Here is a 21,950-nt window from a genome sequence, read left to right on the forward strand (position 1 = left end):
CCTACCTAGCAAGTGCTTGGTAGGTTATCGTACAGACGTGCATGAGAGCGAGAGACTGGACGACACGGGTTTGGCCGACACCGAATTCGCCGCGACCGTCCGCCGGTGGCTGGAGGAGAACCTGACCGGCGAGTTCGCCGCGCTCAGAGGCAAGGGCGGACCGGGCAGCGAGCACGAGTTCTTCGAGGAACGTCTGGCCTGGGACCGGCACCTCGCCGCCGCCGGATGGACCTGCATCGGCTGGCCCACCGAGCACGGTGGCCGCGGTGCGACCCTCGAGCAGCAGGTGATCTTCCACGAGGAGTACGCCAAGGCGAACGCACCGGCGCGGGTGAACCACCTCGGCGAGGAACTGCTCGGCCCCACCCTCGTCGCCTTCGGCACCGAGGAACAGAAGCGCCGCTTCCTGCCCGGGATCCGCAACGTCACCGAACTGTGGGCGCAGGGCTACTCCGAGCCCGGTGCGGGCTCCGACCTGGCCAACGTCTCCACCACCGCCCGGCTCGAGGACGGCAAGTGGGTGATCAACGGCCAGAAGGTGTGGACGTCGCTCGCGCACGTCGCGCAGTGGGCGTTCGTGGTGTGCCGCACCGAACCCGGCTCGACCCGGCACCACGGCCTGAGCTTCCTGCTCGTGCCGCTCGATCAGCCGGGCGTGACGGTCCGGCCCATCCAGCAGCTCACCGGCACCTCCGAGTTCAACGAGGTCTTCTTCGACGACGCCGTCACCGACGCCGACCTCGTCGTCGGTGCTCCCGGCGACGGCTGGAAGGTCGCGATGGGCCTGCTCACCTTCGAGCGGGGAGTGTCGACCCTCGGCCAGCAGATCGGCTTCGCCCGGGAGCTGCAGAGCATCGCCGATCTCGCGGTCGCGACCGGTGCGGCCGACGACGCGCACATCCGCGAACGGATCGCCCGCGCCCGGATCGGTCTGCGCGTCATGCGGGCCCACGCCGTGCGCACCCTCGGCGACGCCGACCCCGGCCAGGCGTCGGTGGCGAAGCTGCTGTGGGCCAACTGGCATCGCGACCTCGGCGCCCTGGCAATGGACGTGCAGGGGCCCGCCTCGCTCACCGGACCGGACCACGACCACGCCGGCAACCCGTCGGTGCTCTCGGACCCCGAGCACCTCGAGCTCGCCGAATGGCAGCGGCTGTTCCTGTTCACCCGCGCCGACACCATCTACGGCGGATCCAACGAGATCCAGCGCAACATCATCGCCGAGCGCGTGCTCGGCCTTCCCCGAGAGGCCCGTCCGTGACCACTTCCCCCCTCGCCACCCCGCCCGTCGAGACCCCGGGCCACGGCCTGCTGAGCGGCAAGAAGGTCGTCGTCACCGCCGCCGCCGGCACGGGCATCGGGTTCGCGACCGCCCGTCGCGCCCTGCTCGAGGGCGGCGACGTGCTCGTCTCCGACTTCCACGAGCGCCGGCTCGGGGAGACGGTCGACAAGCTCGCCGCCGAGTTCCCGTCGCAGCAGGTGGAGTCCGTCGTGTGCGACGTCTCCTCGACCGAGCAGGTCGATGCGCTGATCACCGGGGCCGCCGAGCGACTCGGGCGCATCGACGTGCTGGTCAACAACGCCGGCCTCGGCGGCGAGACCCCCGTCGTCGACATGACCGACGAGCAGTGGGACCGCGTCCTCGACATCACCCTCACCAGCACCTTCCGTGCGACGCGCGCGGCGCTGCGCTACTTCCGGTCGGCCGACCACGGCGGCGTCCTCGTCAACAACGCCTCCGTGCTCGGGTGGCGCGCGCAGCACTCGCAGGCGCACTACGCGGCCGCCAAGGCCGGCGTGATGGCGCTGACCCGCTGCTCGGCGATCGAGGCCGCCGAGTACGGGGTCCGGATCAACGCCGTCGCGCCGTCGATCGCGCGGCACGCCTTCCTCGCGAAGGTCACCAGCGAGGAACTGCTCGACCGGCTCGCCGCCGACGAGGCGTACGGGCGGGCCGCGGAGGTCTGGGAGATCGCCGCGACCATCGCCATGCTCGCCAGCGACTACACCACGTACCTGACCGGTGAGGTCGTCTCGATCTCGTCGCAGCGGGCCTGACCCGTGCGCGGTTCCGGTAGCGGCCGCTACCGAAACCGCGCACGGCAGCCCTGAAAGGATGCCTTCATGACTCCTCCCAGAGACGATGCCACCAAGTCCGGGCGTCGGGCCGAGCTGCTCGACATCGCCGCGGAACTGTTCGCCTCGCGCGGGGTGCGTGCCACCACCGTGCGCGACATCGCCGACGCCGCAGGCATCCTGTCGGGCAGTCTCTACCACCACTTCGACTCCAAGGAGTCGATGGTCGACGAGATCCTGCGGGGATTTCTCGACGACCTGTTCGGTCGCTACCGCGAGATCGTCGCCTCGGGTTCGGACTCGCGTGCCACCCTCGAGGCGCTCATCACCGCGTCGTACGAGTCGATCGACAAGTCGCACGCCGCGGTCGCGATCTACCAGGACGAGGCCAAGCGGCTCGTGGAGAACGAGCGGTTCTCCTACATCTCCGATCGCAACACCGAATTCCGCGACCTGTGGGTGGGGGTGATCGAGCGCGGCATCGCCGACGGCACGTTCCGGCCGGACGTCGACGTCGAACTCGTCTTCCGGTTCCTGCGCGACACCGTGTGGGTGGCCGTGCGCTGGTATCGGCCCGGTGGCACCCTCACCGCCGACAAGGTGGCCCAGCAGTACCTGTCCATCGTGCTCGACGGACTTGCCAATCCCTGAACCGACTTTTCCCGGAACCGACTAGGAGTCCCTCATGACCGAGGCATACATCGTCGACGCGGTACGCACCCCGATCGGCAAGAAGAACGGCGGCCTGTCCGCCGTCCACCCCGCCGACCTGGGCGCGCACGTGATCAAGGCGATCGTGGACCGCACCGGCATCGACCCGAGCGACGTCGACGACGTCGTCTTCGGCTGCGTCGACGCCATCGGCGGTCAGGCCGGCAACATCGCCCGCACCTCGTGGCTCGCCGCCGGCTACCCGCAGCACGTCCCCGGCGTCACCGTCGACCGGCAGTGCGGGTCGAGCCAGCAGGCCCTGCACTTCGGTGCGCAGGCCATTTTGTCCGGCACCGCCGACCTCATCGTCGCCGGCGGCGTGCAGAACATGTCGCAGATCCCGATCTCCGCGGCGATGATCGTCGGGCAGCAGTACGGCTTCGACACCCCGTTCGGGGGTTCGACCGGCTGGACCGAGCGTTACGGCGATCAGGAGGTCTCGCAGTTCCGCGGTGCCGAGATGATCGCGGACAAGTGGGATCTCAGTCGTGAGGACCTCGAGCGCTGGGCGCTGCAGAGCCACGAGCGGGCCAAGGCGGCCATCGCCGAGGGCCGGTTCGAGGGCGAGATCGTCCCGCTCGGCGACGCCGCCGTCGACGAGGGGCCCCGCGAGACGAGCCTCGAGAAGATGGCGTCCCTCGCGACGCTCGTCGAGGGCGGCAGGCTCACCGCCGCCGTCGCCAGCCAGATCTCCGACGGTGCGTCGGCGGTGCTGCTCGCCTCCGACGAGGCCGTGCGCACGTACGGCCTGAAGCCTCGTGCACGGATCCATCACCTCAGCGCCCGCGGCGACGACCCGATCTTCATGCTCAGCGCGCCCATCCCGGCCACGCAGCACGCGCTGGCGAAGACCGGTCTGAGCATCGACGACATCGATCTGGTCGAGATCAACGAGGCCTTCGCCCCCGTCGTGCTGGCCTGGATCAAGGAGATCGGCGCAGACCCGGCCAAGGTCAACGTCAACGGCGGCGCCATCGCGCTGGGTCACCCGCTCGGCGCCACCGGCACCAAGCTGATGGCGACGCTGCTCAACGAGCTCGAGCGGCGCGAGGGCCGGTACGGGCTGCTGACGATCTGCGAGGGCGGCGGCACCGCGAACGTGACGATCATCGAGCGCGTGTAGCCGGGGCGGCTGCGCCGCCGGTGTGTCCTTTGGGCGGTCAGGGCAACCCAAAGGACGCACCGGCGCGTCAGCGCAGGGTCGGGTCGGTGACGCGGTCGCTGCTGCCGGCGGTGCGGAACACATGGTCCGCGAGATCGGCGAGCGGATCGGCGGGTAGGACGTGGACGATCTGCTCGTGGACGACGCCGCCGTCCGGGCACCAGACGACCACCCGCCGGGGCCCGGGCGCCACCTGATGGGCGACCATCGACCCGGACGGCTCGAGAGGCAGACTGCGGGTGTTCCCGTCCGCGTCCGGATCGACGCGGCAGCTCTCCGGGTGGACGGGCACGCCGTGCACCGTCACCTTCACCCGCTCGCGGCCCGCGACGACGTCGGCGGTGGCGGTCGCGTGGGCCGTGGCCGGAACAACCACTGCCGCAACGATCGTGGACAACACCGCCGCCGTCGCACCTGCATACCCGAATCGCATGGCTTCTCCCTCCCGTGCGGGCCTCTCCCACCCGTCGGGCACAGCGTACGACACGGGCGGGCGGCCGCTCAGGACTTGAAGGACACCCGGGCGTGCAGGCCCTCCGGCATGAGCGTGAGACGTTCGGCGACCTTCAGCCGGTAGCCGGGATCCATCGTCAGGTCGTAACGGCGCAACAGGGTTCCCAGCACGAGTGTTGCCTCGTGCAGCGCGAACTGCCGTCCGATGCAGGCGCGTTCTCCGGTGCCGAACGGCTTGTACACGTGCGCGGGGCGGGCCCGGACCCGTTCGGGCAGGAATCGGTCGGGGTCGAACTCGTCGGCGTCGTCGCCCCACACCGCGCGGTCCCGGTGCACCGCGGGCAGCAGCACGAGCACCCAGTCGCCGGCGCGCATCCGGTACCGGCCACCCAGGGTGGTGTCCGCCTTCGCTTCCCGCGCGTATGCGGGTGCGGTCGGCCACAGCCGCAGCGCCTCGTCGAGCACCCGGCGGACGTAGCGCAGCTTGGCGATCTGTTCGAAGGCGGGCTCGCCGTCGCCCCAGACCTCCTCGACCTCCGCCCGTGCCCGCGCGTAGGCCCGTGGGTCGCGCATCAGGTAGTACAGGGCGAACGACAACGCGCCCGAGGTGGTTTCGTGTCCGGCGACGAGGAAGGTGAGCACCTGGTTGCGGATGTTGACGGGGTCGAGCCTGTGGGGATCGTCCTCGCGGGCCGCCCGCAGCATCAGCTCGAGCAGGTCGTCGGGGGCGGGGCCGGGCGCATCGCTCCTGCTGCGGATCACTGCGTCGACGACGTCGTGCATGTGCGCCCGGTCGAGGTCGTACTGCCGCTTGGCGGCGGGGAAGAGGAAGCGCCCGACGACGGGAACGGTGCGCAGCATGCTGCGCTGCGAGAACGACAGGCCGCCGACCATCGCCTCGACGAACGGGTGCCGCTCTTCGCGGTCGAACGGCTCGAACGAGTAGCTGAACCCGGTGCGGCCGATGGTCTCCAGGGTCAGCTTCGTCATGTCCGCGGCGACGTCGACGTCGCCGCCGCTGCGTGCCCGGCGGTCCCAGTGCGCGACGAGCTGGGCGGTGACGTCGAGCATCGTGGCGTGGTACCGGCGCATCGCCTGCTGCGTGAACGCCGGCATGAGCAGTTCGTGAGCGCGACGCCAGTTCGGTTCCTCGTTGTAGGCGGTGAACAGCCCGTCGCCGCCGATCGCCCGCAGGGCCTCGACCCCCGGGGCGAGGTGCTTGGCGAAGCGCTTCTCGTCGGACAGCTCGGCCGTGAGGTCGCCGGAGCAGACGAACACGAAGCGACGGCCGAACGCCGTGCGCTCGAACACCGGGCCGAGGGCCTTGTGGGTGGCCATCGAGTTCTGCACCGGTGTCTTCAGCGACATGCCCAGGATGTCGCCGGCGAGGGGCAGGCGTTTCGGCGGGCGTGGAATTTCCGTGTCGAACACCCGCGACGTGGCCATGACCATGCTCCGACCCCCAGCTATTGAATCCGTGTACAGTAGCCACGCTACGCCGGGACGGACGCCTGTCAAGAACTAGATTGGGTCCGTGGCCCAACCCCGCCGACGTCTCGATCCCGAGCAGCGCCGCGCGCAGCTGCTCGACATCGGCGCGCGTCTGTTCGCCGAGCGTGCCTACGACGACGTGTGGATCGAGGAGGTCGCCGAGCTCGCGGGGGTTTCACGTGGCCTGATGTACCACTACTTTCCGACCAAGCGAGACTTCATGGCGGCGGTCGTCCAACGCGAATCGGACCGGCTGCTCGCCGTCACCGAACCGGATCCGCGGCTCACCGTCGCCGAGCGGATCACCGCGGGCCTCGACGCCTACCTCGACTACGTCGCCTCGCACCGGCAGGGCGTCGCGGCGGTCAACCGGGCCGCGGACTCCGCCGACGCCGGCATCCGCGCGATCGTCGACGCCGAACTCGGCGTGCAGCAGGAGCGCATCCTCGACGCCCTCGCCCCGCCCGACGACGAACGCGAACTCGTCGCGGTGGCCGTGCAGGGCTGGATCGCCCTCGTCCGCAGCGTCTGCGTCGACTGGCACGATCACCCCGCCGTCACCGGCGAACAGCTACGGGAGCTGTGCCTGAACGCACTGCGGGGCATGCTCGGCGGTCGCCTCGGCTGACGGTCCGGCGTTACCCTCGGTCCATGTGCCGGAACATCACGGAGCTGCGCGGGCTCGAGCCGGCAGCGACCGACGAGGAGATCGAGGCCGCCGCCCGTCAGTACGTGCGCAAGGTCAGCGGCGTCCACAAGCTGTCCGACGCCACCCGCGAACCGTTCGAGGAGGCCGTCGCCGAGGTCACGGCCGTCACCATGCGGCTGCTCGACCGGCTCCCGCCGCGCCGCCAGCCGCCGCCGACGGTGCCGCCGCTGCGCCGGCCGGAGGTGCAGGCGCGGATCGCAGCGCGCGGCTGAACCACGTCCTCGACGGGCCTCAGCCGGACGCCGGTGCCGTTCCCGCGGCACGGGCGTGGACCCAGGCAACCACCTGCGTGCGGGATCCGACCCCGAGTTTGCCCAGGATGTGCTCGACGTGCCCGTCGACCGTCCGGTGCGAGATCACGAGCTGATCCGCGATTTCCCGGTTGCTGAGGCCGCGGGCGACGAGTTCGGCCACCTCCGCTTCCCTGCGCGTCAACGGCGAGGCGCCGGGCGCCGTGGTGACCGACTCCTCCGCAGGCGTTCCGAGGGCCGTGTCGACGGTCTGCTCGATCGTCAGTCGTGCCGGCGGTGTCGACAGGCGCGCGTACCGCTTCGGTCCGAGAGCCTGCCGGACCCGCTGCTTCCAGTGCGCGGAGTCGTTCGTGATGTGGGGACCGAAGGCGGCGACGGACGTGCCGAGTCGCTGCCACACCGCCTCGGCGGCACCGAGGAGCGCAGCAGACCGCTCGGTGCGACCGGCCGCTTCCGCGGACCACGCGAGGAGTTCGATCGACAGGGCCGTGCAGATCTTGTCCTTGAACTCACGCTGGATCCGCAGGGCCCGTTCCGCCGCGCCGACGACGTCGTCGACACGGCCGAGATGGAAGTAGGCCAGGCCCGAGACCCATAGGGCGTACCCGTCGTCGCGGGGTCCGGCGCGGTGTTCGTCATGGCGCCCGACGGCGTGCCGATCGCCGACGAGTTCGTGGAACTAGCGGTGGCAGAAGTAGTTTCACGGCTCGTGTTGCTGTCCAGCAAGGCGATCGACACGATGAACGACACGCGGCTGCTGGCCGCCGAACGCGCGGTCACCTCTGCGGGAGTGGAGTCGACAGTGGTCCGGGCGGACTGGTTCGATCAGAACTTCGACGAGGGCTTCCTGCGCGACGCCGTGCTCGCCGGCGACGTCGTGGTGCCGCTCGGCGACGTCCGGCAGGCGTTCAACGACGCCGAGGACATCGCCGCCGTCGCGGTGGTGGCTCCGACCGAGCCCGGTCATGCGGGTCGCACGTACGAGCTGAGCGGACCCGACGCGTTGTCGTTCGGGGAGGCGACGGCGATCGTCGCCCGCGAGTCGGGGCGGCCGGTGCGTTACCGCGGCGAGCCCGACGCCTACCTCGAGACCATGACCGGTTTCGGTCTGGACCGGGCGCAGGTGCTTGCCGAGATCGAGGCCTTCGAGGCGCTGCGGGCGACCGGCGACGTCACCCCGAACGACGTCGTCGCCGAGGTGACGGGCCGGCCACCGATCTCGTTCGAGACCTACGCGCGCGGCGCGGCGGCGCGCGGCGCCTGGGCCTGACCACGCAGCGCGGCCAGCGCGTCGATCCGCTCGACGGCCTCGGTGACGATGCGGTCGATCAGCTCCTGGCAGCTGGGCAGGTCGTCGAGCATGCCGACGACCTGCCCGGAGGCGAGCACACCGGCCTCGGTGTTGCCCTCGACGAGCCCGGCCTTGAGCAGCATGGGGGTGTTGGCCGCCATGATGATCTGCTGCCACGTGCGGTCGCTCGCCCGCTTCATCGCGATGCCGTCCTTGACGAGCGTCGACCACTTCATCCCGGTCATGGCCTTGAACTTGGCCGCGTTCCTGGCGGCGGCGGCGAGGCCCTTCGCGTAGCTGCCGCGTTCGAGGCTGTCCACGAGCTCGGTGTTGAGCACGCGGTGCGGCATGCCGTCGACCTTGACCGAGACCGTCGTGTCCTGCAGGCCCCGGCCCAGGTACTCCTGCTTCACCGAGTCGGGCACGGCGCTGTCGCTGGTGAGCAGGAACCGGGTGCCCATGGCGACGCCGGCCGCCCCGTAGGCGAGCGCCGCTGCCAGGCCCCGGCCGTCGAAGAACCCGCCGGCCGCGACGACTGGGATGTCGACGGCGTCGAGCACGCTCGGCAGCAGCAGCGTGGTGGCCACCGGTCCGGTGTGCCCGCCGCCTTCGCCGCCCTGCACGATCACCGCGTCGGCGCCCCACGCGGCCACCTTCACCGCGTGCTTCGCGGCGCCGATGGACGGGATCACCACGACGCCGTGATCCTTGAGCTCGGCGATCAGTTCCTTCCTGGGCGCGAGCGCGAAGGACGCGACCTTGACGTTCTCGCGGATGAGCAGGTCGATGCGCTGGGCGGCGTCGGACGCATCGGCCCGGATGTTCACGCCGAAGGGCTTGTCCGTCGCCGCCTTCGTCTTCGCGACGGCGACCTCGAGTTCCTCGTACGTCATCGTCGCCGACGCCAGGATGCCGAGGCCACCCGCGTTGGAGGTGGCGGCGGTCAGCCGGGGGCCGGACACCCAGCCCATGCCGGTCTGGACGATCGGATGCTCGATGCCGACCAGGTCGGTCAGGGCCGTCGTCAGGCGCGGACTCATACCGCGACCTCCCGGTCTCGCAGCCCGCGCGGATCGAGGACCTCACGGATCAGGCGCAGTTCCTCGGCGGTGGGCTCCCGGGTGAGGCCGGCCTCGTCGAGGCCCGCCACCTCGAAGGAGGTGTTCTCGGCGACCTGCTCGGCGGTGACCCCGGGGTGCAGGGTCAGCGCCCGGAACGTGTGGCCGGGACCGCCGAAGTCGAACGAGCCGAGGTTGGTGACGACCCGGTGCAGGTGCAGGAACCGGAACGCCGGGTTGGCCGGATCGACCTTGTCGTAGCCGACACCCGAGACGATGTCGACCTTGTCGCAGAACACGCGCGTGTTGTGCTTGCCGACCCAGTAGCTCGTCGCGTGGTTGATGGTGTTGCCGGGGGCGCCGCGCACGCCGAACATCTGCCGGGTGGGGTGCTGCAGCGGCCCGAACGCCGACAGGTTCTGGTTGCCGTGCCGGTCGATCTGGTTGGCGCCCATCACGACGTGGCGTCGGCCGGAGGCGACGACGTCGAACACCTTGCGGAACGGCATCCAGCCTTCGATCGGGCCCTTCGCGCCGACGGCGGGGGTGTCGGCGAGGATCAGGGCCTCGCCGTCGGTGATGAGCAGGTCCGGTTCGGTGGTCAGCCGGGCGAGGCGGGCGCCGATGAGCGGCAGGGTCGCCATCGGGCTGGCCATGATCTCGCCGGCGCCGGCGAAGATCTCGGCGCATGCGATGGCGCAGTACTCGGCGCGGGTCACCGTGCCGGAGGTCGCCGGGGTGGTCGTCTCGGTCATGCCTGCTCCTCGCTGAAGGCCTGCACTGCGGCCTGGTAGTCGTCCTCGCTGCCGGAGAGGAACCGGTCGACGAACCCCTGCCACGTCTGCGGGTCCTTCGCCGATTCGGCGTAGTGGCGCTGGAACTTCTCGTCGCGGCCGTAACTGTCGCCGGCAAGGGTGAAGTGGGCGCCGTTCGGTGCCTCGACGACCCCGTCGACCATCATGCGGTTGAGGACGAGGGACTGCAGCGGAACGGACTTGACGAGTTCCTCGGTCTCGACGATGCGTTCGACCGAGACGTACCGCTTCTCGGCAGCCAGGCAGTACAGGTCGTCGAAGTAGGGGTCGACACCGGTGTAGGCGGCGTTGCCGTGCGCATCGCCGAGGTTCAGATGCACCAGGGCCGCATCGAGATTCAGCGCCGGCATCGCGATCAGCGTCTCGGCCTCGCCCGACTCGCCGGGGTACGGCGAGGTGACGGTCTGCAGCTCGCCCTCCCAGAAGTCGACGACGGCCGAGCCCAGGCCGGCGCGGATCGGCAGGAACGGCAGCCGCGCGGCGGCCGCCTCGAGGCCGCACTTGACCATGCCCTCGTCCATCTCCCGCGCGACGATCTCCCCGTTCGTGCGGGCCTTGGCGAACCACGGGTCGTAGAACGGGGCCGAGTCGAGGGAGACGAACCCGTAGTACGCCTTCTTCACCTTCCCGGCCGAGCACAGCAGGCCCAGGTCCGGGCCCCCGTAGGTCACGACCGTCAGGTCCGTCAGATCCGAGCGCAGGATCGCGCGGACGAGCGCCATCGGCTTGCGCCGCGACCCCCAGCCGCCGATGCCGATCGTCATGCCGCTGCGCAGCTCGCCGACCACGTCGTCGAGCGGCATCCTCTTGTCACGCATGGTGTTTCATGTCTCCTGGTCAGTGGTTGGCGCGCGGTTTGCCGGTGGCGACGAACTCGTCCCGGTGCTCGTCCGCGACGCCCGCGAGGTTGAGTTCGAAGGTGAAGCCCTGCTCGAAGCGGTAGCTGTCCTTCACGTCCACCGGGTCGATGCCGTTGATGGCTTCCTTGGCGCAGCGGATGACGCGGGTGTCCTTCGCCGCGATCTTCCCGGCGATCTCGCGGGCCGTGGCGTCGAGTTCGGCGCGCGGGACCACCTTGTAGACGGAACCGAAGTGCTCGAGCTGCTGGGCCGTGACGTTCTGCGCCGTGTAGTAGAGGGTGCGCATCATGTGCTGCGGCACGAGCCGGGCGAGGTGGGTGGCGGCGCCGAGCGCGCCGCGGTCCACCTCGGGCAGGCCGAAGACGGCGTCGTCGGAGGCGACGATGACGTCGGCGTTGCCGACGAGACCGATTCCGCCGCCGACGCAGAAGCCGTTCACGGCGACCACGACGGGCACGGCGCAGTCGTAGACGGCGGCGAAGGCGGCGGCGCAGCCGCGGTTGGCGGCGATGAGGGCGTCGTGCCCGTCGGTGGCCTGCATCTCCTTGATGTCGACGCCGGCGTTGAAGCCGCGGCCCTCCGCGCGCAGGATCACCACGTGCGTGGCCGGATCCTTGCCTGCGGCGAGGACCGCGTCGGCCAGTTCGAACCACCCCTGGGAGGGGATGGCGTTCACAGGCGGGTAGTCGACGGTGACCGTGGTGATGCCCGCGCCGTCGGTGGTCGAGGTGATGCCCATGGCAGGTTCCTAACGTCTGTACCGAACCAAGCGATTGCTTGGTAAGTTAGCACATGCGGGGCGAAGACCCCAGGGAGCGGAATCGTGGAGGCGGGGCGAGCGTGTCGCCCGAATTCCGCGACAACGACATCTATTCGAGGAGAAGACAAGTGAGTGGACTGGTCAACGGGCGCGTCGTGATCGTCACCGGCGCGGGGCGCGGTATCGGACGGGCCCACGCGCTGGCGTTCGCCGCCGAGGGGGCGAAGGTCGTGGTCAACGACATCGGGGCCGGCGCGGACGGTTCCGCGACGGGGGAGAGCCCCGCGGAGCAGGTCGTCGCGGAGATCCGGGCGGCCGGCGGCGAGGCCGTCGTCAACGGTGACGACGTCGCCGACTGGGCCGGCGCGCAGAACCTGGTGCAGACGGCCCTGGACACCTTCGGGCGGCTCGACGTCCTGGTCAACAACGCCGGATTCCTGCGGGATCGCATGCTCGCCAACATGAGCGAGGAGGAATGGGATGCGGTGATCCGGGTGCATCTGAAGGGCCACTTCGCTCCGATGCGGCACGCGATGGCGTACTGGCGCGGGGAGGCGAAGGCCGGCAACCCGGTCGACGCCCGCATCGTCAACACCAGCTCGGGTGCCGGCCTGATGGGCAGCATCGGCCAGGGCAACTACGCCGCCGCGAAGGCGGGGATCGCCACCCTCACGATCCAGGCGGCCGCGGAGTTCGCGCGCTACGGCGTCACCGTCAACGCGATCGCGCCGGCCGCGCGGACCCGCATGACCGTGGGCGCGGGCGGGGCGATGGCCGAGTCGATGGCCGCCCCCGAGGACGGGTTCGACGCGATGGCCCCGGAGAACGTCTCACCGCTGGTGGTGTGGCTCGGCAGCGCCGAGTCCAAGGAGGTCACGGGCCGGGTCTTCGAGGTGGAGGGCGGCAAGGTCTCCGTCGCCGACGGCTGGCGGCACGGCGAGGCGATCGACAAGGGCGAGCGCTGGGATCCGAAGGAACTCGGCCCGGTGGTGGAGAAGCTGATCGCGCGCAGCGAGCCCCCGACCCCGGTCTACGGCGCCTGACCGGCCGTGCGCGCTTTCGGTAGCGCCCGCTACCGAAAGCGCGCACGGGTGGGGGCGACTATGCGGGCGAACGGACGATGATGGTGGTGCCGGGGAAGTACGCGGCCAGCTCGGTGCGGGCGTGCTTGAGGGTCGCGGTGCCGTAGCCCTGCTTGCGCAGCTCCGGGTGGACCCAGATCGCGACGTCGACCTCGTGGCCCTGGAGCTCACCGAACGCGAAACCGACCGGCTTGGGGTCGGTGCCGGACAGGTCCTCGGCGACCAGCCACACCGCGGACTCGTCGTCGATGCGCGACAGGCCGGCGGCGCGTTCCTGCTCGACCCGCTCCTCGCCGGCGTCGCCGAGCTGCTCCTCGCACCGCGCGCGGAACAGCTCGCGGTCCCGATCGCTGTTGCTGAACTGACGCAGCCGGAAGTGGGCACCGGTGGCGTACGGACGTTCGGCGGGCGTCCACTTCAGCACCGCGTCGAGGTCGTCGAGTTCCTCCCGGATCTTCTTCCGCTCCGCCTTGGTCAGCCGCCGGAACGGAAGGTTGAGCACCGCTTCGGCGCACGACTCGTTCGTGTCGAGCAGCCGCGCGACGGTCGTGACCGCCTCGGCCCGGTCGTCGCTCTCGACGATGGCATCGAGGACCTCGTGCCGGCGTTCGAGCGCGCGCAGCAGTGCGGCGGCGATCTCCCGCTTGTCGAGTACGCGGTCGTGGTTGGCGGTTGTCATCGGGTGACATCCCTTCTCGAGAGCAGCTCGACCGGGCACCCCACTGGTTCGTGCCCGGCCGTGCCGGCTCCCGCGAAGATCACTCGCACACCACCACCGGGATGACCCGATCCGTCCAGGACTGATAATTGTCGAAATCCGCGTACATCGCCACCAGCCGCGGCCAGTAGTGCGACCGCTCCTCGGGCGTCGCCACCCGCGCCGTCATCTGCCGCACCCGCGAGCGCACCTGCACGGTCACCCGCGGATCGGCGCGGATGTTGCGGAACCACAGCGGGTGCTGAGGCAGGCCGCCCTGGGATGCGACGAGCACCACCCGCTCGCCGTCCTCGAGGAACAGCAGGGGGACGGTCCGTGGCTGCCCGGTCTTGCGGCCCGTGGTGGTGAGCAGGCAGACGGGGATGCCCCACGGGAAGGCGCTGCCCACCCGCCACTTTCCACCGATCCGGCCCCCGGTGGCCTTGTAGGCCGCCACGTTGGCGCGCGACATCCACTTGATGACCGGCACCGTCCACTTCGAGTCGAGGCCCTTCGGCGCGGCGGCTGCGCTCATGTCAGATCCGCTCGATGATCGTGCCGGTGGCCAGCGCGCCGCCGGCGCACATGGTGATCAGCGCGGTCGAGCCGTCGCGCCGCTCGAGCTCGTGCAGGGCGGTGGTGATCAGCCGCGAGCCGGTGGAGCCGACGGGGTGGCCGAGCGCGATCGCGCCACCGTTCACGTTGACCTTTTCCATGTCGGGCTCGTGCACCCGCGCCCACGACAGCAGCACCGACGCGAACGCCTCGTTGACCTCGAACAGGTCCAGGTCGCCGATCGCCATCCCGGACTTGTCGAGGACGCGGCTCGTCGCCTGCACCGGTCCGTCGAGATGGAACTCGGGCTCGGCGCCGACGAGGGCCTGCGAGACGATCCGAGCCCGCGGCTTCAGGCCGAGCGCCGCGGCGCGGTCGGAATCCATGAGCAGCACCGCGGCCGCGCCGTCGGAGATCTGCGACGAGGTGCCGGCCGTGTGGATGCCGCCGTCGAGGACCGGCTTCAGCTTCGCGAGCGACTCCGCGGTCGTCTCGCGCAGGCCCTGGTCGCGGGCGACGGTCTGCTTCTCGCCGGTGAGCGCGCCCGCCTTGTCGACGACGGGTGCGACGACGGGCAGCACCTCGCGGTCGAATCGGCCCTCGTCCCAGGCCTGCTCGGCCAGCGCCTGCGACCGGACGCCGAGGGCGTCGACGTCCTCGCGGGTGATGCCGCGCCGGCGAGCGATGCGCTCGGCCGCCTCGAACTGGTTGGGCATGTCGATGTTCCACGACTCGGGGCGGCGCGGGCCGGCGAGTTCGCCGACGTTCGCGCCGAGCGGCACCTGGGACATCGCCTCGATACCGCAGGCGATGCCGACGTCGATGGCGCCGGTGGCGATGAGCCCGGCGATCAGGTGGTTGGCCTGCTGGGCCGACCCGCACTGGCAGTCGATCGTGGTGGCGCCGACCTGCCACGGCAGTCCGGCGTGCAGCCAGGCGGTGCGGGTGATGTTGTTGGACTGCGCGCCGGCCTGTGTGACGCACCCGCCGATCACCTGCTCGACGAGGGCGGGATCGAGGCCCGCACGCTCGATCAGTCCGCTCTGCGCGGCCCCGAGGATCTCGGCAGCGTGCAGGCCGGCGAGCCAGCCGCCGCGCTTGCCGATCGGGGTGCGTGCCGCCTCGACGATGACTGGTGTGCCCACGGTGGGCTCCTTTCTGATCCTTGTCCTCGCAAAGTAGAACAGGTTGTCGTGGCGGACAAGGTGTGGTCCGAATGATCGGGACTTGGCGATTCCTTGGCCTGCGGGCCGCCCTGTGCTTGAATGCTTTTAGAACGTGTTCCACATCGCGACCCGGTGCACTCGTCAGGGTAGGAGAGAATTCAGTGGCGCAGCCCAACATCCCCGAAGACATCGACTTCACCGATCCGGATCTCTACGCCGAGCGGATGCCGTTCGAGGAGTTCGCCGAGCTGCGTAGGACGGCCCCCGTCTGGTGGAACAAGAAATCCCCGGACGTCGGCGGGTTCCACGACGAGGGATTCTGGGTCGTGTCCCGGCACGAGGAGGTCCGTGAGGTCTCCCGCCGCAGCGACGTGTTCTCCAACTGGGAGAACACCGCCATCCCGCGGTTCAACGACGACATCCCGCGCGAGGCCATCGAACTGCAGCGGCACGTCCTGCTCAACAAGGACGCTCCCGAGCACACCAAGCTGCGCAAACTCGTCGCCCGTGGGTTCACCCCCCGCGCCATCAACGGCCTCCGGGACGAGCTGAACGCCCGCGCGAAGAAGATCGTCGAGGAAGCCTGCCAGGCCGGCCGGGGCGATTTCGTCACCCAGGTCGCCGCCGAGCTGCCCCTGCAGGCCATCGCCGAACTGATCGGCGTCCCGCAGGAGGACCGGGACAAGATCTTCGAGTGGTCGAATCAGATGACCGGCTACGACGATCCGGACAACACCGCCGACCCCGCGGCCGCGTCGATGGAGGTTCTCGGCTACGCGTACCAGATGGCCGCCGCGCGCAAGGAGTGTCCGGCGGACGACATCGTCACCACGCTGATCGAGGCGGACATCGACGGGGACGAGCTCTCACCCGAGGAGTTCGGCTTCTTCTTCATCGTGCTCGCCGTCGCCGGCAACGAGACCACCCGCAACGCGATCACGCACGGCATGGCGGCGTTCCTCGACAACCCGGAGCAGTGGGAGATCTTCAAGCGGGACCGCCCGAAGACCGCGGCCGACGAGATCATCCGCTGGGCCACGCCGGTCACGTCGTTCCAGCGCACCGCGCTCGAGGACACCGAACTCGGCGGGCAGACGATTCGCAAGGGCGACCGCGTCGTGATGCTGTACGCGTCGGCGAACAACGACGAGGAGGTGTTCGAGAACCCCCGGACATTCGACATCCTGCGAGATCCCAACCCGCACCTCGCGTTCGGCGGAACCGGCGCGCACTACTGCCTCGGCGCCAACCTGGCGCGGATGGAGATCGACCTCGTGTTCAACGCGATCGCCGACTACATGCCCGACATCACCAAGGTCGCCGATCCGCGCCGGTTGCGGTCCGGCTGGCTCAACGGCATCAAGGAGTTCCGGGTGGACTACAGGACGGAGGGCGGCTGCCCCGTCGAGCACTGACCCGATGCCACGGCGCCGGGGCGATCGGGGCTCCTACGGCGCCGCCGTGCCGACCGCTGGCCCCGGCGTCCTGCGGATCCGGTCGCCGTTCCCGGATCGGCGCGCGGAGGGATGTCGGACAGAGGTGGGGAGTACCGCAGAAGCCGGCGACGTGGGTGCACCCCGCCGAAATTGGGGGTGAGGGCGGGGTGCTCGGCCACAGTATTTCGGCCGCCGAGGGCCGGTAGCCTCCGGTCCTGCTGACCGGGATCGGCCTGTGCGACGTCGCCGTGCCGGGTCCGGCCGTGCGGACCGAACGGGGGAGATCTCGCGTGCGGCAGGGCCCGGGCCTGTTGTTCCGCCCAGTGAGACGTCCTCTCCCGTGCGCCGCGGTTGCGGAAATAGTGTCACGTGCTCCCGGAACGGAATCGGCGAAAGGCTTCGAGCATGGTGGATTGGGCAGAGGAATGCGACGTCCTCGTCGTGGGATCGGGGGCGGGAGGCTGCTGCGGCGCGTACACCGCCGCCCGTGAGGGACTGTCGGTCGTCCTGGTCGAGGCCTCCGAGTACTTCGGCGGCACCACCGCCTACTCCGGCGGCGGTGGGGTCTGGTTCCCCACCAACGCCGTGCTGCGACGTGCCGGCGACGACGACACCATCGACGACGCCCTGACCTACTACCATGCCGTCGTCGGCGACCGCACCCCCCGCGACCTGCAGGACGCCTACGTCCGTGGCGGCGCACCCCTGATCGACTACCTCGAGGCCGACGAGGACATCGAGTTCACGGCCTACCCGTGGCCGGACTACTTCGGCAAGGCTCCCAAGGCCAGCGCGAAGGGCCGTCACATCGCACCGACCCCGCGGTCCGTCGCCGACGACCCGGAACTCAACGAATCCGTCCGCGGGCCGCTGGGTCGCGAGCGCAACGGGGATCCGTTGCCGGACAAGCTGATCGGTGGGCGTGCCCTCATCGGCCGGTTCCTGGTCGCCATGCGCAAGTACCCGAACGTGCAGCTGCACCGGAACACGCCGCTCGAGGAACTCGTCGTCGAGGACGGCGCCGTGGTCGGCGCGATCGTCTCCCACGGCGAGCAGCGGCGCGCGGTGCGGGCCCGCAAGGGCGTCGTGCTCGCCGCCGGCGGATTCGACCACAACGACGAGATGCGCGCACGGTACGGCGTCCCCGGCGCGGCCCGCGATTCGATGGGGCCGTGGTCCAACCTCGGCAAGGCCCACCAGGCGGCCATCGCGATCGGTGCCGACGTCGACCTGATGAGCGAGGCGTGGTGGTCGCCGGGGCTGACCCACCCCGACGGGCGCTCGGCCTTCGCGCTGTGCTTCACCGGCGGCATCTTCGTCGACCAGGACGGCAATCGCTTCACCAACGAGTACGCGCCCTACGACCGGCTCGGCCGCGACATCATCGCCCGCATGGACAAGGGCGAGATGACGCTGCCGTTCTGGATGATCTACGACGACCGGAGCGGGGTGGTGCCGCCGATCGCGGCGACGAACGTTCCGCTCGTGGAGACCGAGAAGTACGAGGCGGCGGGACTGTGGAAGACCGCCGACACGCTCGCCGAACTCGCCGGGCAGATCGGGGTGTCGGCCGAGGCGCTCGAGGCGACCGTCGCACGGTTCAACCGCCTCGCCGCCGGCGGCGTCGACGAGGACTTCGGCCGCGGGGACGAGCCCTACGACGTGGCGTTCACCGGCGGCGGTTCGGCGCTGGTCCCGATCGAGAAGGGCCCGTTCCACGCCGCGCAGTTCGGCATCTCGGACCTCGGCACCAAGGGCGGCCTGCGCACCGACACCGTCGGCCGCGTGCTCGACGGCGCCGGGACGCCCATCCCCGGGCTGTACGCGGCGGGCAACACGATGGCCGCCCCGAGCGGCACCGTCTACCCCGGCGGCGGCAACCCGATCGGCACCAGCGCGTTGTTCGCCCACCTGGCGGTCCGGCACATGGCCGGCGCGTAAGGACGACGCCGGCCGCCCGGTCCCGCTCAGTGGGTCCTGCGTCACACTCGGCGTACTCCGTCCGTACGGTTCACACCGACGAACCGTAGGAGTATTCATGAGTACATCGTTGGCACCCGAACGGGCACCCTCGACCCGTGCCGAACGCCGCTACGAGCGGACCCGACCCGTGTGGGCGGTGGTGGCCATTCTCATCGCCGTCGAAGTCATCAGCGCATTCGAGACGTCGATGATGTACGCGGCGCTGCCGACGTTCGCCCGGGTCTTCGAGGCGGACGCCTCCGCGGTCGGATGGACCGTGACGGCGTTTCTGCTGGTGGCGGCGGCCTCGGCGGCAGTGTGCGGCCGGCTCGGCGACATGTACGGTCGCGAACGGGTGCTGATGTTCGTGCTGGCCTGCGCCGCCACCGGCTCGATCGTCAGCATGGCGTTCGGGACCCTCGAGGCCATCATCGCCGGCCGGGCGATCCAGGGGGTGGCGGGCGCGATCCTGCCGCTGTGCATCGGGCTCGCCCGTGAGCACCTGCCCGCGGAACGCGTCCCGATGGCCGTCGCACTGATCTCCGGATCCGCCGTCGCGGCCGGGGCCGCCTCCCTGCTCGTCGCCGGCATCCTCATCGATCTCGGGGACTGGCGGTACATCTTCGTCGTCGCCGCGGCGTACGCCGTCGCCTGCATCTTCCTGGTCGAGGCCGTGCTGCCGTGGCGACGCCGCCACCACCACCGGCAGCCGATCGACGTGGTGGGCGCGGCCGGCCTGGCGACGGCCGTGGCCGCCGTCCTGTTCGGGTTGACCCAGAGCCGCGCCTGGGGCTGGAGCGACGGCCGCGTCCTCGCGCCGATCGTCGTCGGTACGGCGATCTTCGCCTGGTGGGTGTGGTGGGAGCTCGGCCGGCCGTCCCCGATCGTGAACCTGCGCCTGCTCGCCGAACGCAACGTCGCGCTGACGATGCTCGCCGGGGTGGCCCTCGGCGTCGGACCGATCGGGGTCGGGACGATGATCATCCCGATCATCATGCAGAGCCCCACCTCCGCGCCGTTCGGCCTCGGACTCACACCCACCTACGCCGGAACGCTGTCGTTCGTCGGCGCGATGATCGGCATGGCGTTCACGCCCGTCGCGGGCCGGATCGCCGCCGCGGTGGGGGCACGGTCGTCGCTGCTGCTCGGCAGCGTGGTGTTCCTCGTGGCGTGCGCCGGATTCTTCTTCTTCCGGGCCTCGGTGCTCGGGATGACGCTGCTGGTGGTGGCCGTCTCGGTGGCGACGGCGTTCGCGTACACCGCGCTGCCGAACCTGCTCGTCGAGTCCGTCCCGGAACACAACACGAGCGAGATGGCCGGCAGCCAGACCGTGCTGCGCACCGCCGCGTCGGCCGTGGGCACCTCGGTGGCGTCGCTCCTGCTCGCGTCCCTGGTGGTGCCGGGGACGGCCACGCCGACGGTGGCCGCACTCGGGGCCGTCTGCACGATGCTGGTGCTGTCCTGCGCCGTGACGATCGTCCTGGGCTCGGCGATCAGGTATCGCCGCGCGTGACGTCCCGCCGGTCCAGCAGCGCCAGATCGCCGGGCACGTCGACGTCTCCCGGATCGGCGAGACCCGTGCAGTCCAGCCGCCGCACCCGGTCGCGGTGGCCGGCGAGGAATCGCCGGGCGCCCTCGTCGCCGACGGCCTCCCGGGCCGCCGCCTCGGCATCACGCCGGTCGAACACCACGGGATGGCCGGGGCGGTCGCCGAACATCGGCACGGTGATCGTGCCGGGGCGGTGCGCGGCCAGCACGGTTCGGACGAGTCCGGCGGTGATGCCGGGAAAGTCGACGACGGTCAGGGCGATCACCTCGTGGCCCGTCGTGGCGTCCATCCCGGCCCGCAGCGACGTCGACATCCCCTCGGCCCAGCGCGGATTGACGACGGTTCGGATGCCGGGCGGGCACGCGGCGACGACGTCGTCGGCGTAGGCGCCGGCGACCACCGTGATCTCGTCGCAGCCCCCGGCGGTGAGCGCGGCCACCACGGTGTGCAGCAGCGGGTGGCCGCGGTGGGGGAGCAGTGCTTTCGCGCGCCCGCCCAGTCGCGTGCCGCCCCCCGCCGCGAGGACGATCCCGCCGACGGTCATGGCCGGACTCTAGCCGCGCGCCGCCCCGGCTGCGGGGCGAACCGTCTTCATGGCCCGCTCGACTTCCCAGAAGGCGCGCAGCGACGCGATCCGGCCGTCGTCGTCCACGCGGTAGACGAACACGCCCTCGGCGTCGATCACGTTGCCGCCGAGGGTGGTGCGGATGGTGCCGATGTTGACGCACTCGTCGCCGCACACCAGCACGTCGTCGACGAGGAACTCGAGCCGGTCGGTGTTCGCGATGGTCATGTCGTAGAAGCGCGAGATCGCCTCGCGCCCGTGGTGCCCCGTGCCCTCCGGGTCGAACCCGGACGGACCGACCGGGTCCTCGACGACCCCGTTCTCGGCGAACAGCGCCAGCCACTCGTCCTTGCGCTTCCCGCTGGCCGCGGCCTGGGACGCCCGCGCGGCCACCCGCGCCGGATGTTCGTCGCTCATGCCTGCTCCCGTCGATGGATGTACCTGTCGGCGAATCTGTGCAGGGACTCCTGCTTCGCCTCGAGGGGACTGTCGAAGCCGTGCCCGTCGAAGATCCACGGCACCACGATGATGTCGGTGACCCCGGCGTCCTCGAGTTCGGCGTACCCCGCGCTGCCGAACCGGTCGACGCACACGGCCTGGATCTCGAACGGCCCGTCGGCGCGGCCGTATTCGGCGCGCAGTTCGCGCAGTCGCGCGACCACGTCGACGAGGTCGTCGAAGCGGATCATCGCCGAGGTCCAACCGTCGCCGATCCGGGCCGCGCGGCGCAGCGCGACGTCGGTGTGGCCGCCGATGTAGAACGGCACCGGTGCGCTGGGGGCGGGGCTCATCTGCAGGCGGTCGAAGTCGAAGAACTCGCCGTGGTGTTCGACCATGCCGCCGCCGAGGATGAGCCTGATGACCTCGATCATCTCGTCGACCCGCTTGCCGCGCCGCGCGTACGGGACGCCGCACCACTCGAATTCCTCCGGGGCCCAGCCGATTCCCACGCCGAAGCCGAAGCGGTTCCCGGTCAGGTTGGCGACCGACCCGACCTGGCGGGCCAGCAGCACGGGGTTGCGGGAGCCGAGCTTGAGGACCTGGGTGTAGAACCGGAGCGTCGACGTGACCGCCCCCATCGCGGCCGCGGCGATCAACGGATCCACCCACGGGGTGTCCTCGGTCCACATCCGCGACCCGTCGGGAGTGTACGGGTAGTCGACGCTCTGCTTCTCCATGTAGAACAGGGAGTCGGGCAGCGCGATCGAGGCGAACCCGCACTCTTCGGCAGTGCGGGCCAGGTCGGCGAGTTGATCGAGCGGCGTCATCGCGACGCCGACGGTGAAGTCCACCACGGTCCG

General features: G+C 70.6%; 24 protein-coding genes. 11 read left to right on the forward strand and 13 right to left on the reverse strand.

All coding sequences use genetic code 11. The features are described from left to right. Positions 1-37: 37 nt before the first annotated feature. From LZP97_RS24405 to LZP97_RS24420, 4 genes are all read left to right on the forward strand, one after another. Positions 38-1,261: an acyl-CoA dehydrogenase family protein gene (locus tag LZP97_RS24405; protein ID WP_040273851.1), complete on the forward strand. Its 1,224-nt coding sequence runs from the start codon at positions 38-40 to the stop codon at positions 1,259-1,261. After that, entirely contained in the window at positions 1,258-2,058 is an 801-nt protein-coding gene (locus tag LZP97_RS24410) for an SDR family oxidoreductase (RefSeq protein ID WP_010594485.1), read from the forward strand. Before LZP97_RS24405 ends, LZP97_RS24410 begins: the two co-directional genes overlap by 4 nt. A 66-nt stretch (positions 2,059-2,124) precedes the next feature. Next, on the forward strand, positions 2,125-2,727 hold the full coding sequence (locus tag LZP97_RS24415) for a TetR/AcrR family transcriptional regulator (protein ID WP_010594484.1): 603 nt from the start codon (positions 2,125-2,127) through the stop codon (positions 2,725-2,727). A gap of 34 nt (positions 2,728-2,761) precedes the next feature. Continuing rightward, complete coding sequence (locus LZP97_RS24420) at positions 2,762-3,910, forward strand: acetyl-CoA C-acetyltransferase (RefSeq protein WP_010594483.1); 1,149 nt, start codon at positions 2,762-2,764, stop codon at positions 3,908-3,910. A 67-nt stretch (positions 3,911-3,977) separates the two neighbouring features. Here LZP97_RS24420 and LZP97_RS24425 read toward each other — a convergent pair whose 3' ends face one another. Continuing rightward, positions 3,978-4,382, reverse strand: coding sequence for a hypothetical protein (locus tag LZP97_RS24425; protein WP_010594482.1), 405 nt, complete (start codon positions 4,380-4,382; stop codon positions 3,978-3,980). A 68-nt stretch (positions 4,383-4,450) separates the two neighbouring features. After that, positions 4,451-5,848, reverse strand: coding sequence for a cytochrome P450 (locus LZP97_RS24430; protein WP_048773438.1), 1,398 nt, complete (start codon positions 5,846-5,848; stop codon positions 4,451-4,453). An 88-nt stretch (positions 5,849-5,936) separates the two neighbouring features. On the opposite strand from LZP97_RS24430, the gene LZP97_RS24435 reads away from it, so the two are divergent. Both LZP97_RS24435 and LZP97_RS24440 read left to right on the forward strand, forming a co-directional pair. After that, positions 5,937-6,521 (forward strand): TetR/AcrR family transcriptional regulator, encoded by a 585-nt coding sequence (locus LZP97_RS24435; protein ID WP_017680971.1) that lies wholly within the window; start codon positions 5,937-5,939, stop codon positions 6,519-6,521. A gap of 23 nt (positions 6,522-6,544) precedes the next feature. After that, complete coding sequence (locus LZP97_RS24440) at positions 6,545-6,814, forward strand: DUF2277 domain-containing protein (RefSeq protein WP_003935852.1); 270 nt, start codon at positions 6,545-6,547, stop codon at positions 6,812-6,814. 19 nt (positions 6,815-6,833) lie between these two features. Here the strand turns inward: LZP97_RS24440 and LZP97_RS24445 are convergent, their stop codons facing one another. Beyond that, positions 6,834-7,253, reverse strand: coding sequence for a helix-turn-helix transcriptional regulator (locus LZP97_RS24445; RefSeq protein WP_048773355.1), 420 nt, complete (start codon positions 7,251-7,253; stop codon positions 6,834-6,836). 237 nt (positions 7,254-7,490) lie between these two features. On the opposite strand from LZP97_RS24445, the gene LZP97_RS24450 reads away from it, so the two are divergent. After that, complete coding sequence (locus tag LZP97_RS24450; RefSeq protein WP_234574923.1) at positions 7,491-8,123, forward strand: NmrA family protein; 633 nt, start codon at positions 7,491-7,493, stop codon at positions 8,121-8,123. On the opposite strand, the gene LZP97_RS24455 is transcribed toward LZP97_RS24450, so the two are convergent. Genes LZP97_RS24455 through echA20 form a run of 4 tightly spaced genes read right to left on the reverse strand, consistent with a single transcriptional unit; the run spans position 8,084 to position 11,616 of the window. Next, on the reverse strand, positions 8,084-9,184 hold the full coding sequence (locus tag LZP97_RS24455; protein WP_017680974.1) for an NAD(P)H-dependent flavin oxidoreductase: 1,101 nt from the start codon (positions 9,182-9,184) through the stop codon (positions 8,084-8,086). The two genes, LZP97_RS24450 and LZP97_RS24455, sit on opposite strands and share 40 nt — an antisense overlap. Then, on the reverse strand, positions 9,181-9,957 hold the full coding sequence (ipdB, locus tag LZP97_RS24460; RefSeq protein WP_010594476.1) for a cholesterol ring-cleaving hydrolase subunit IpdB: 777 nt from the start codon (positions 9,955-9,957) through the stop codon (positions 9,181-9,183). The genes LZP97_RS24455 and ipdB overlap by 4 nt, the downstream gene beginning before the upstream one ends. Then, positions 9,954-10,835: a cholesterol ring-cleaving hydrolase subunit IpdA gene (gene ipdA / locus LZP97_RS24465; RefSeq protein ID WP_200903462.1), complete on the reverse strand. Its 882-nt coding sequence runs from the start codon at positions 10,833-10,835 to the stop codon at positions 9,954-9,956. The genes ipdB and ipdA overlap by 4 nt, the downstream gene beginning before the upstream one ends. Before the next feature lie 19 nt (positions 10,836-10,854). Continuing rightward, a complete protein-coding gene (gene echA20 / locus LZP97_RS24470) occupies positions 10,855-11,616 on the reverse strand; it encodes a (7aS)-7a-methyl-1,5-dioxo-2,3,5,6,7,7a-hexahydro-1H-indene-carboxyl-CoA hydrolase (RefSeq protein ID WP_010594473.1) in 762 nt (253 codons plus the stop codon). A gap of 149 nt (positions 11,617-11,765) precedes the next feature. Here echA20 and LZP97_RS24475 point away from each other — a divergent pair, with 149 nt between their 5' ends. Beyond that, a complete protein-coding gene (locus LZP97_RS24475) occupies positions 11,766-12,680 on the forward strand; it encodes an SDR family oxidoreductase (protein WP_017680976.1) in 915 nt (304 codons plus the stop codon). Positions 12,681-12,738: 58 nt separating this feature from the next. Here the strand turns inward: LZP97_RS24475 and LZP97_RS24480 are convergent, their stop codons facing one another. The 3 genes from LZP97_RS24480 to LZP97_RS24490 form a co-directional block, all read right to left on the reverse strand. After that, positions 12,739-13,398 (reverse strand): GNAT family N-acetyltransferase, encoded by a 660-nt coding sequence (locus LZP97_RS24480; protein WP_010594471.1) that lies wholly within the window; start codon positions 13,396-13,398, stop codon positions 12,739-12,741. Between the two features lie 79 nt (positions 13,399-13,477). Further along, a complete protein-coding gene (locus LZP97_RS24485; RefSeq protein ID WP_010594470.1) occupies positions 13,478-13,951 on the reverse strand; it encodes a nitroreductase family deazaflavin-dependent oxidoreductase in 474 nt (157 codons plus the stop codon). 1 nt (position 13,952) lies between these two features. Continuing rightward, positions 13,953-15,116: a steroid 3-ketoacyl-CoA thiolase gene (locus tag LZP97_RS24490; protein ID WP_048773352.1), complete on the reverse strand. Its 1,164-nt coding sequence runs from the start codon at positions 15,114-15,116 to the stop codon at positions 13,953-13,955. 182 nt (positions 15,117-15,298) lie between these two features. Here LZP97_RS24490 and LZP97_RS24495 point away from each other — a divergent pair, with 182 nt between their 5' ends. The 3 genes from LZP97_RS24495 (at position 15,299) to LZP97_RS24505 (ending at position 20,048) form a co-directional block, all read left to right on the forward strand. Then, positions 15,299-16,552, forward strand: a complete 1,254-nt coding sequence (locus tag LZP97_RS24495; protein ID WP_010594468.1) for a cytochrome P450 — start codon at positions 15,299-15,301, stop codon at positions 16,550-16,552. A 390-nt stretch (positions 16,553-16,942) separates the two neighbouring features. Continuing rightward, positions 16,943-18,514, forward strand: coding sequence for an FAD-binding protein (locus tag LZP97_RS24500; protein WP_267966271.1), 1,572 nt, complete (start codon positions 16,943-16,945; stop codon positions 18,512-18,514). A 97-nt stretch (positions 18,515-18,611) separates the two neighbouring features. Continuing rightward, positions 18,612-20,048: an MFS transporter gene (locus tag LZP97_RS24505; RefSeq protein WP_234420161.1), complete on the forward strand. Its 1,437-nt coding sequence runs from the start codon at positions 18,612-18,614 to the stop codon at positions 20,046-20,048. Here the strand turns inward: LZP97_RS24505 and LZP97_RS24510 are convergent. From LZP97_RS24510 to LZP97_RS24520, 3 genes are read right to left on the reverse strand one after another with little or no spacing between them, the layout of a single operon-like run. Beyond that, positions 20,029-20,628, reverse strand: coding sequence for a nucleotidyltransferase family protein (locus LZP97_RS24510; protein WP_010594465.1), 600 nt, complete (start codon positions 20,626-20,628; stop codon positions 20,029-20,031). The two genes, LZP97_RS24505 and LZP97_RS24510, sit on opposite strands and share 20 nt — an antisense overlap. Before the next feature lie 9 nt (positions 20,629-20,637). After that, on the reverse strand, positions 20,638-21,066 hold the full coding sequence (locus LZP97_RS24515; protein WP_010594464.1) for a nuclear transport factor 2 family protein: 429 nt from the start codon (positions 21,064-21,066) through the stop codon (positions 20,638-20,640). Then, on the reverse strand, positions 21,063-21,941 hold the full coding sequence (locus tag LZP97_RS24520) for a TIGR03619 family F420-dependent LLM class oxidoreductase (RefSeq protein WP_048773349.1): 879 nt from the start codon (positions 21,939-21,941) through the stop codon (positions 21,063-21,065). Before LZP97_RS24520 ends, LZP97_RS24515 begins: the two co-directional genes overlap by 4 nt. Positions 21,942-21,950 lie beyond the last annotated feature (9 nt).

Origin of the sequence: Rhodococcus sp. DMF-1, assembly GCF_021441945.1 — a bacterium.
In the GTDB taxonomy this organism is placed as follows: Bacteria; Actinomycetota; Actinomycetes; order Mycobacteriales; family Mycobacteriaceae; genus Rhodococcus; species Rhodococcus ruber.

Bases quoted from the DNA above. Each gene is read 5' to 3' on its own strand.
- LZP97_RS24415 (WP_010594484.1), top strand. From the start codon at position 2,125: ATGACTCCTCCCAGAGACGATGCCACCAAGTCCGGGCGTCGGGCCGAG.
- LZP97_RS24420 (WP_010594483.1), top strand. From the start codon at position 2,762: ATGACCGAGGCATACATCGTCGACGCGGTACGCACCCCGATCGGCAAG.
- LZP97_RS24425 (WP_010594482.1), bottom strand. From the start codon at position 4,382: ATGCGATTCGGGTATGCAGGTGCGACGGCGGCGGTGTTGTCCACGATC.
- LZP97_RS24430 (WP_048773438.1), bottom strand. From the start codon at position 5,848: ATGGCCACGTCGCGGGTGTTCGACACGGAAATTCCACGCCCGCCGAAA.
- LZP97_RS24440 (WP_003935852.1), top strand. From the start codon at position 6,545: ATGTGCCGGAACATCACGGAGCTGCGCGGGCTCGAGCCGGCAGCGACC.
- LZP97_RS24450 (WP_234574923.1), top strand. From the start codon at position 7,491: ATGGCGCCCGACGGCGTGCCGATCGCCGACGAGTTCGTGGAACTAGCG.
- LZP97_RS24455 (WP_017680974.1), bottom strand. From the start codon at position 9,184: ATGAGTCCGCGCCTGACGACGGCCCTGACCGACCTGGTCGGCATCGAG.
- ipdB (WP_010594476.1), bottom strand. From the start codon at position 9,957: ATGACCGAGACGACCACCCCGGCGACCTCCGGCACGGTGACCCGCGCC.
- ipdA (WP_200903462.1), bottom strand. From the start codon at position 10,835: ATGCGTGACAAGAGGATGCCGCTCGACGACGTGGTCGGCGAGCTGCGC.
- echA20 (WP_010594473.1), bottom strand. From the start codon at position 11,616: ATGGGCATCACCTCGACCACCGACGGCGCGGGCATCACCACGGTCACC.
- LZP97_RS24480 (WP_010594471.1), bottom strand. From the start codon at position 13,398: ATGACAACCGCCAACCACGACCGCGTACTCGACAAGCGGGAGATCGCC.
- LZP97_RS24485 (WP_010594470.1), bottom strand. From the start codon at position 13,951: ATGAGCGCAGCCGCCGCGCCGAAGGGCCTCGACTCGAAGTGGACGGTG.
- LZP97_RS24505 (WP_234420161.1), top strand. From the start codon at position 18,612: ATGAGTACATCGTTGGCACCCGAACGGGCACCCTCGACCCGTGCCGAA.
- LZP97_RS24510 (WP_010594465.1), bottom strand. From the start codon at position 20,628: ATGACCGTCGGCGGGATCGTCCTCGCGGCGGGGGGCGGCACGCGACTG.
- LZP97_RS24515 (WP_010594464.1), bottom strand. From the start codon at position 21,066: ATGAGCGACGAACATCCGGCGCGGGTGGCCGCGCGGGCGTCCCAGGCC.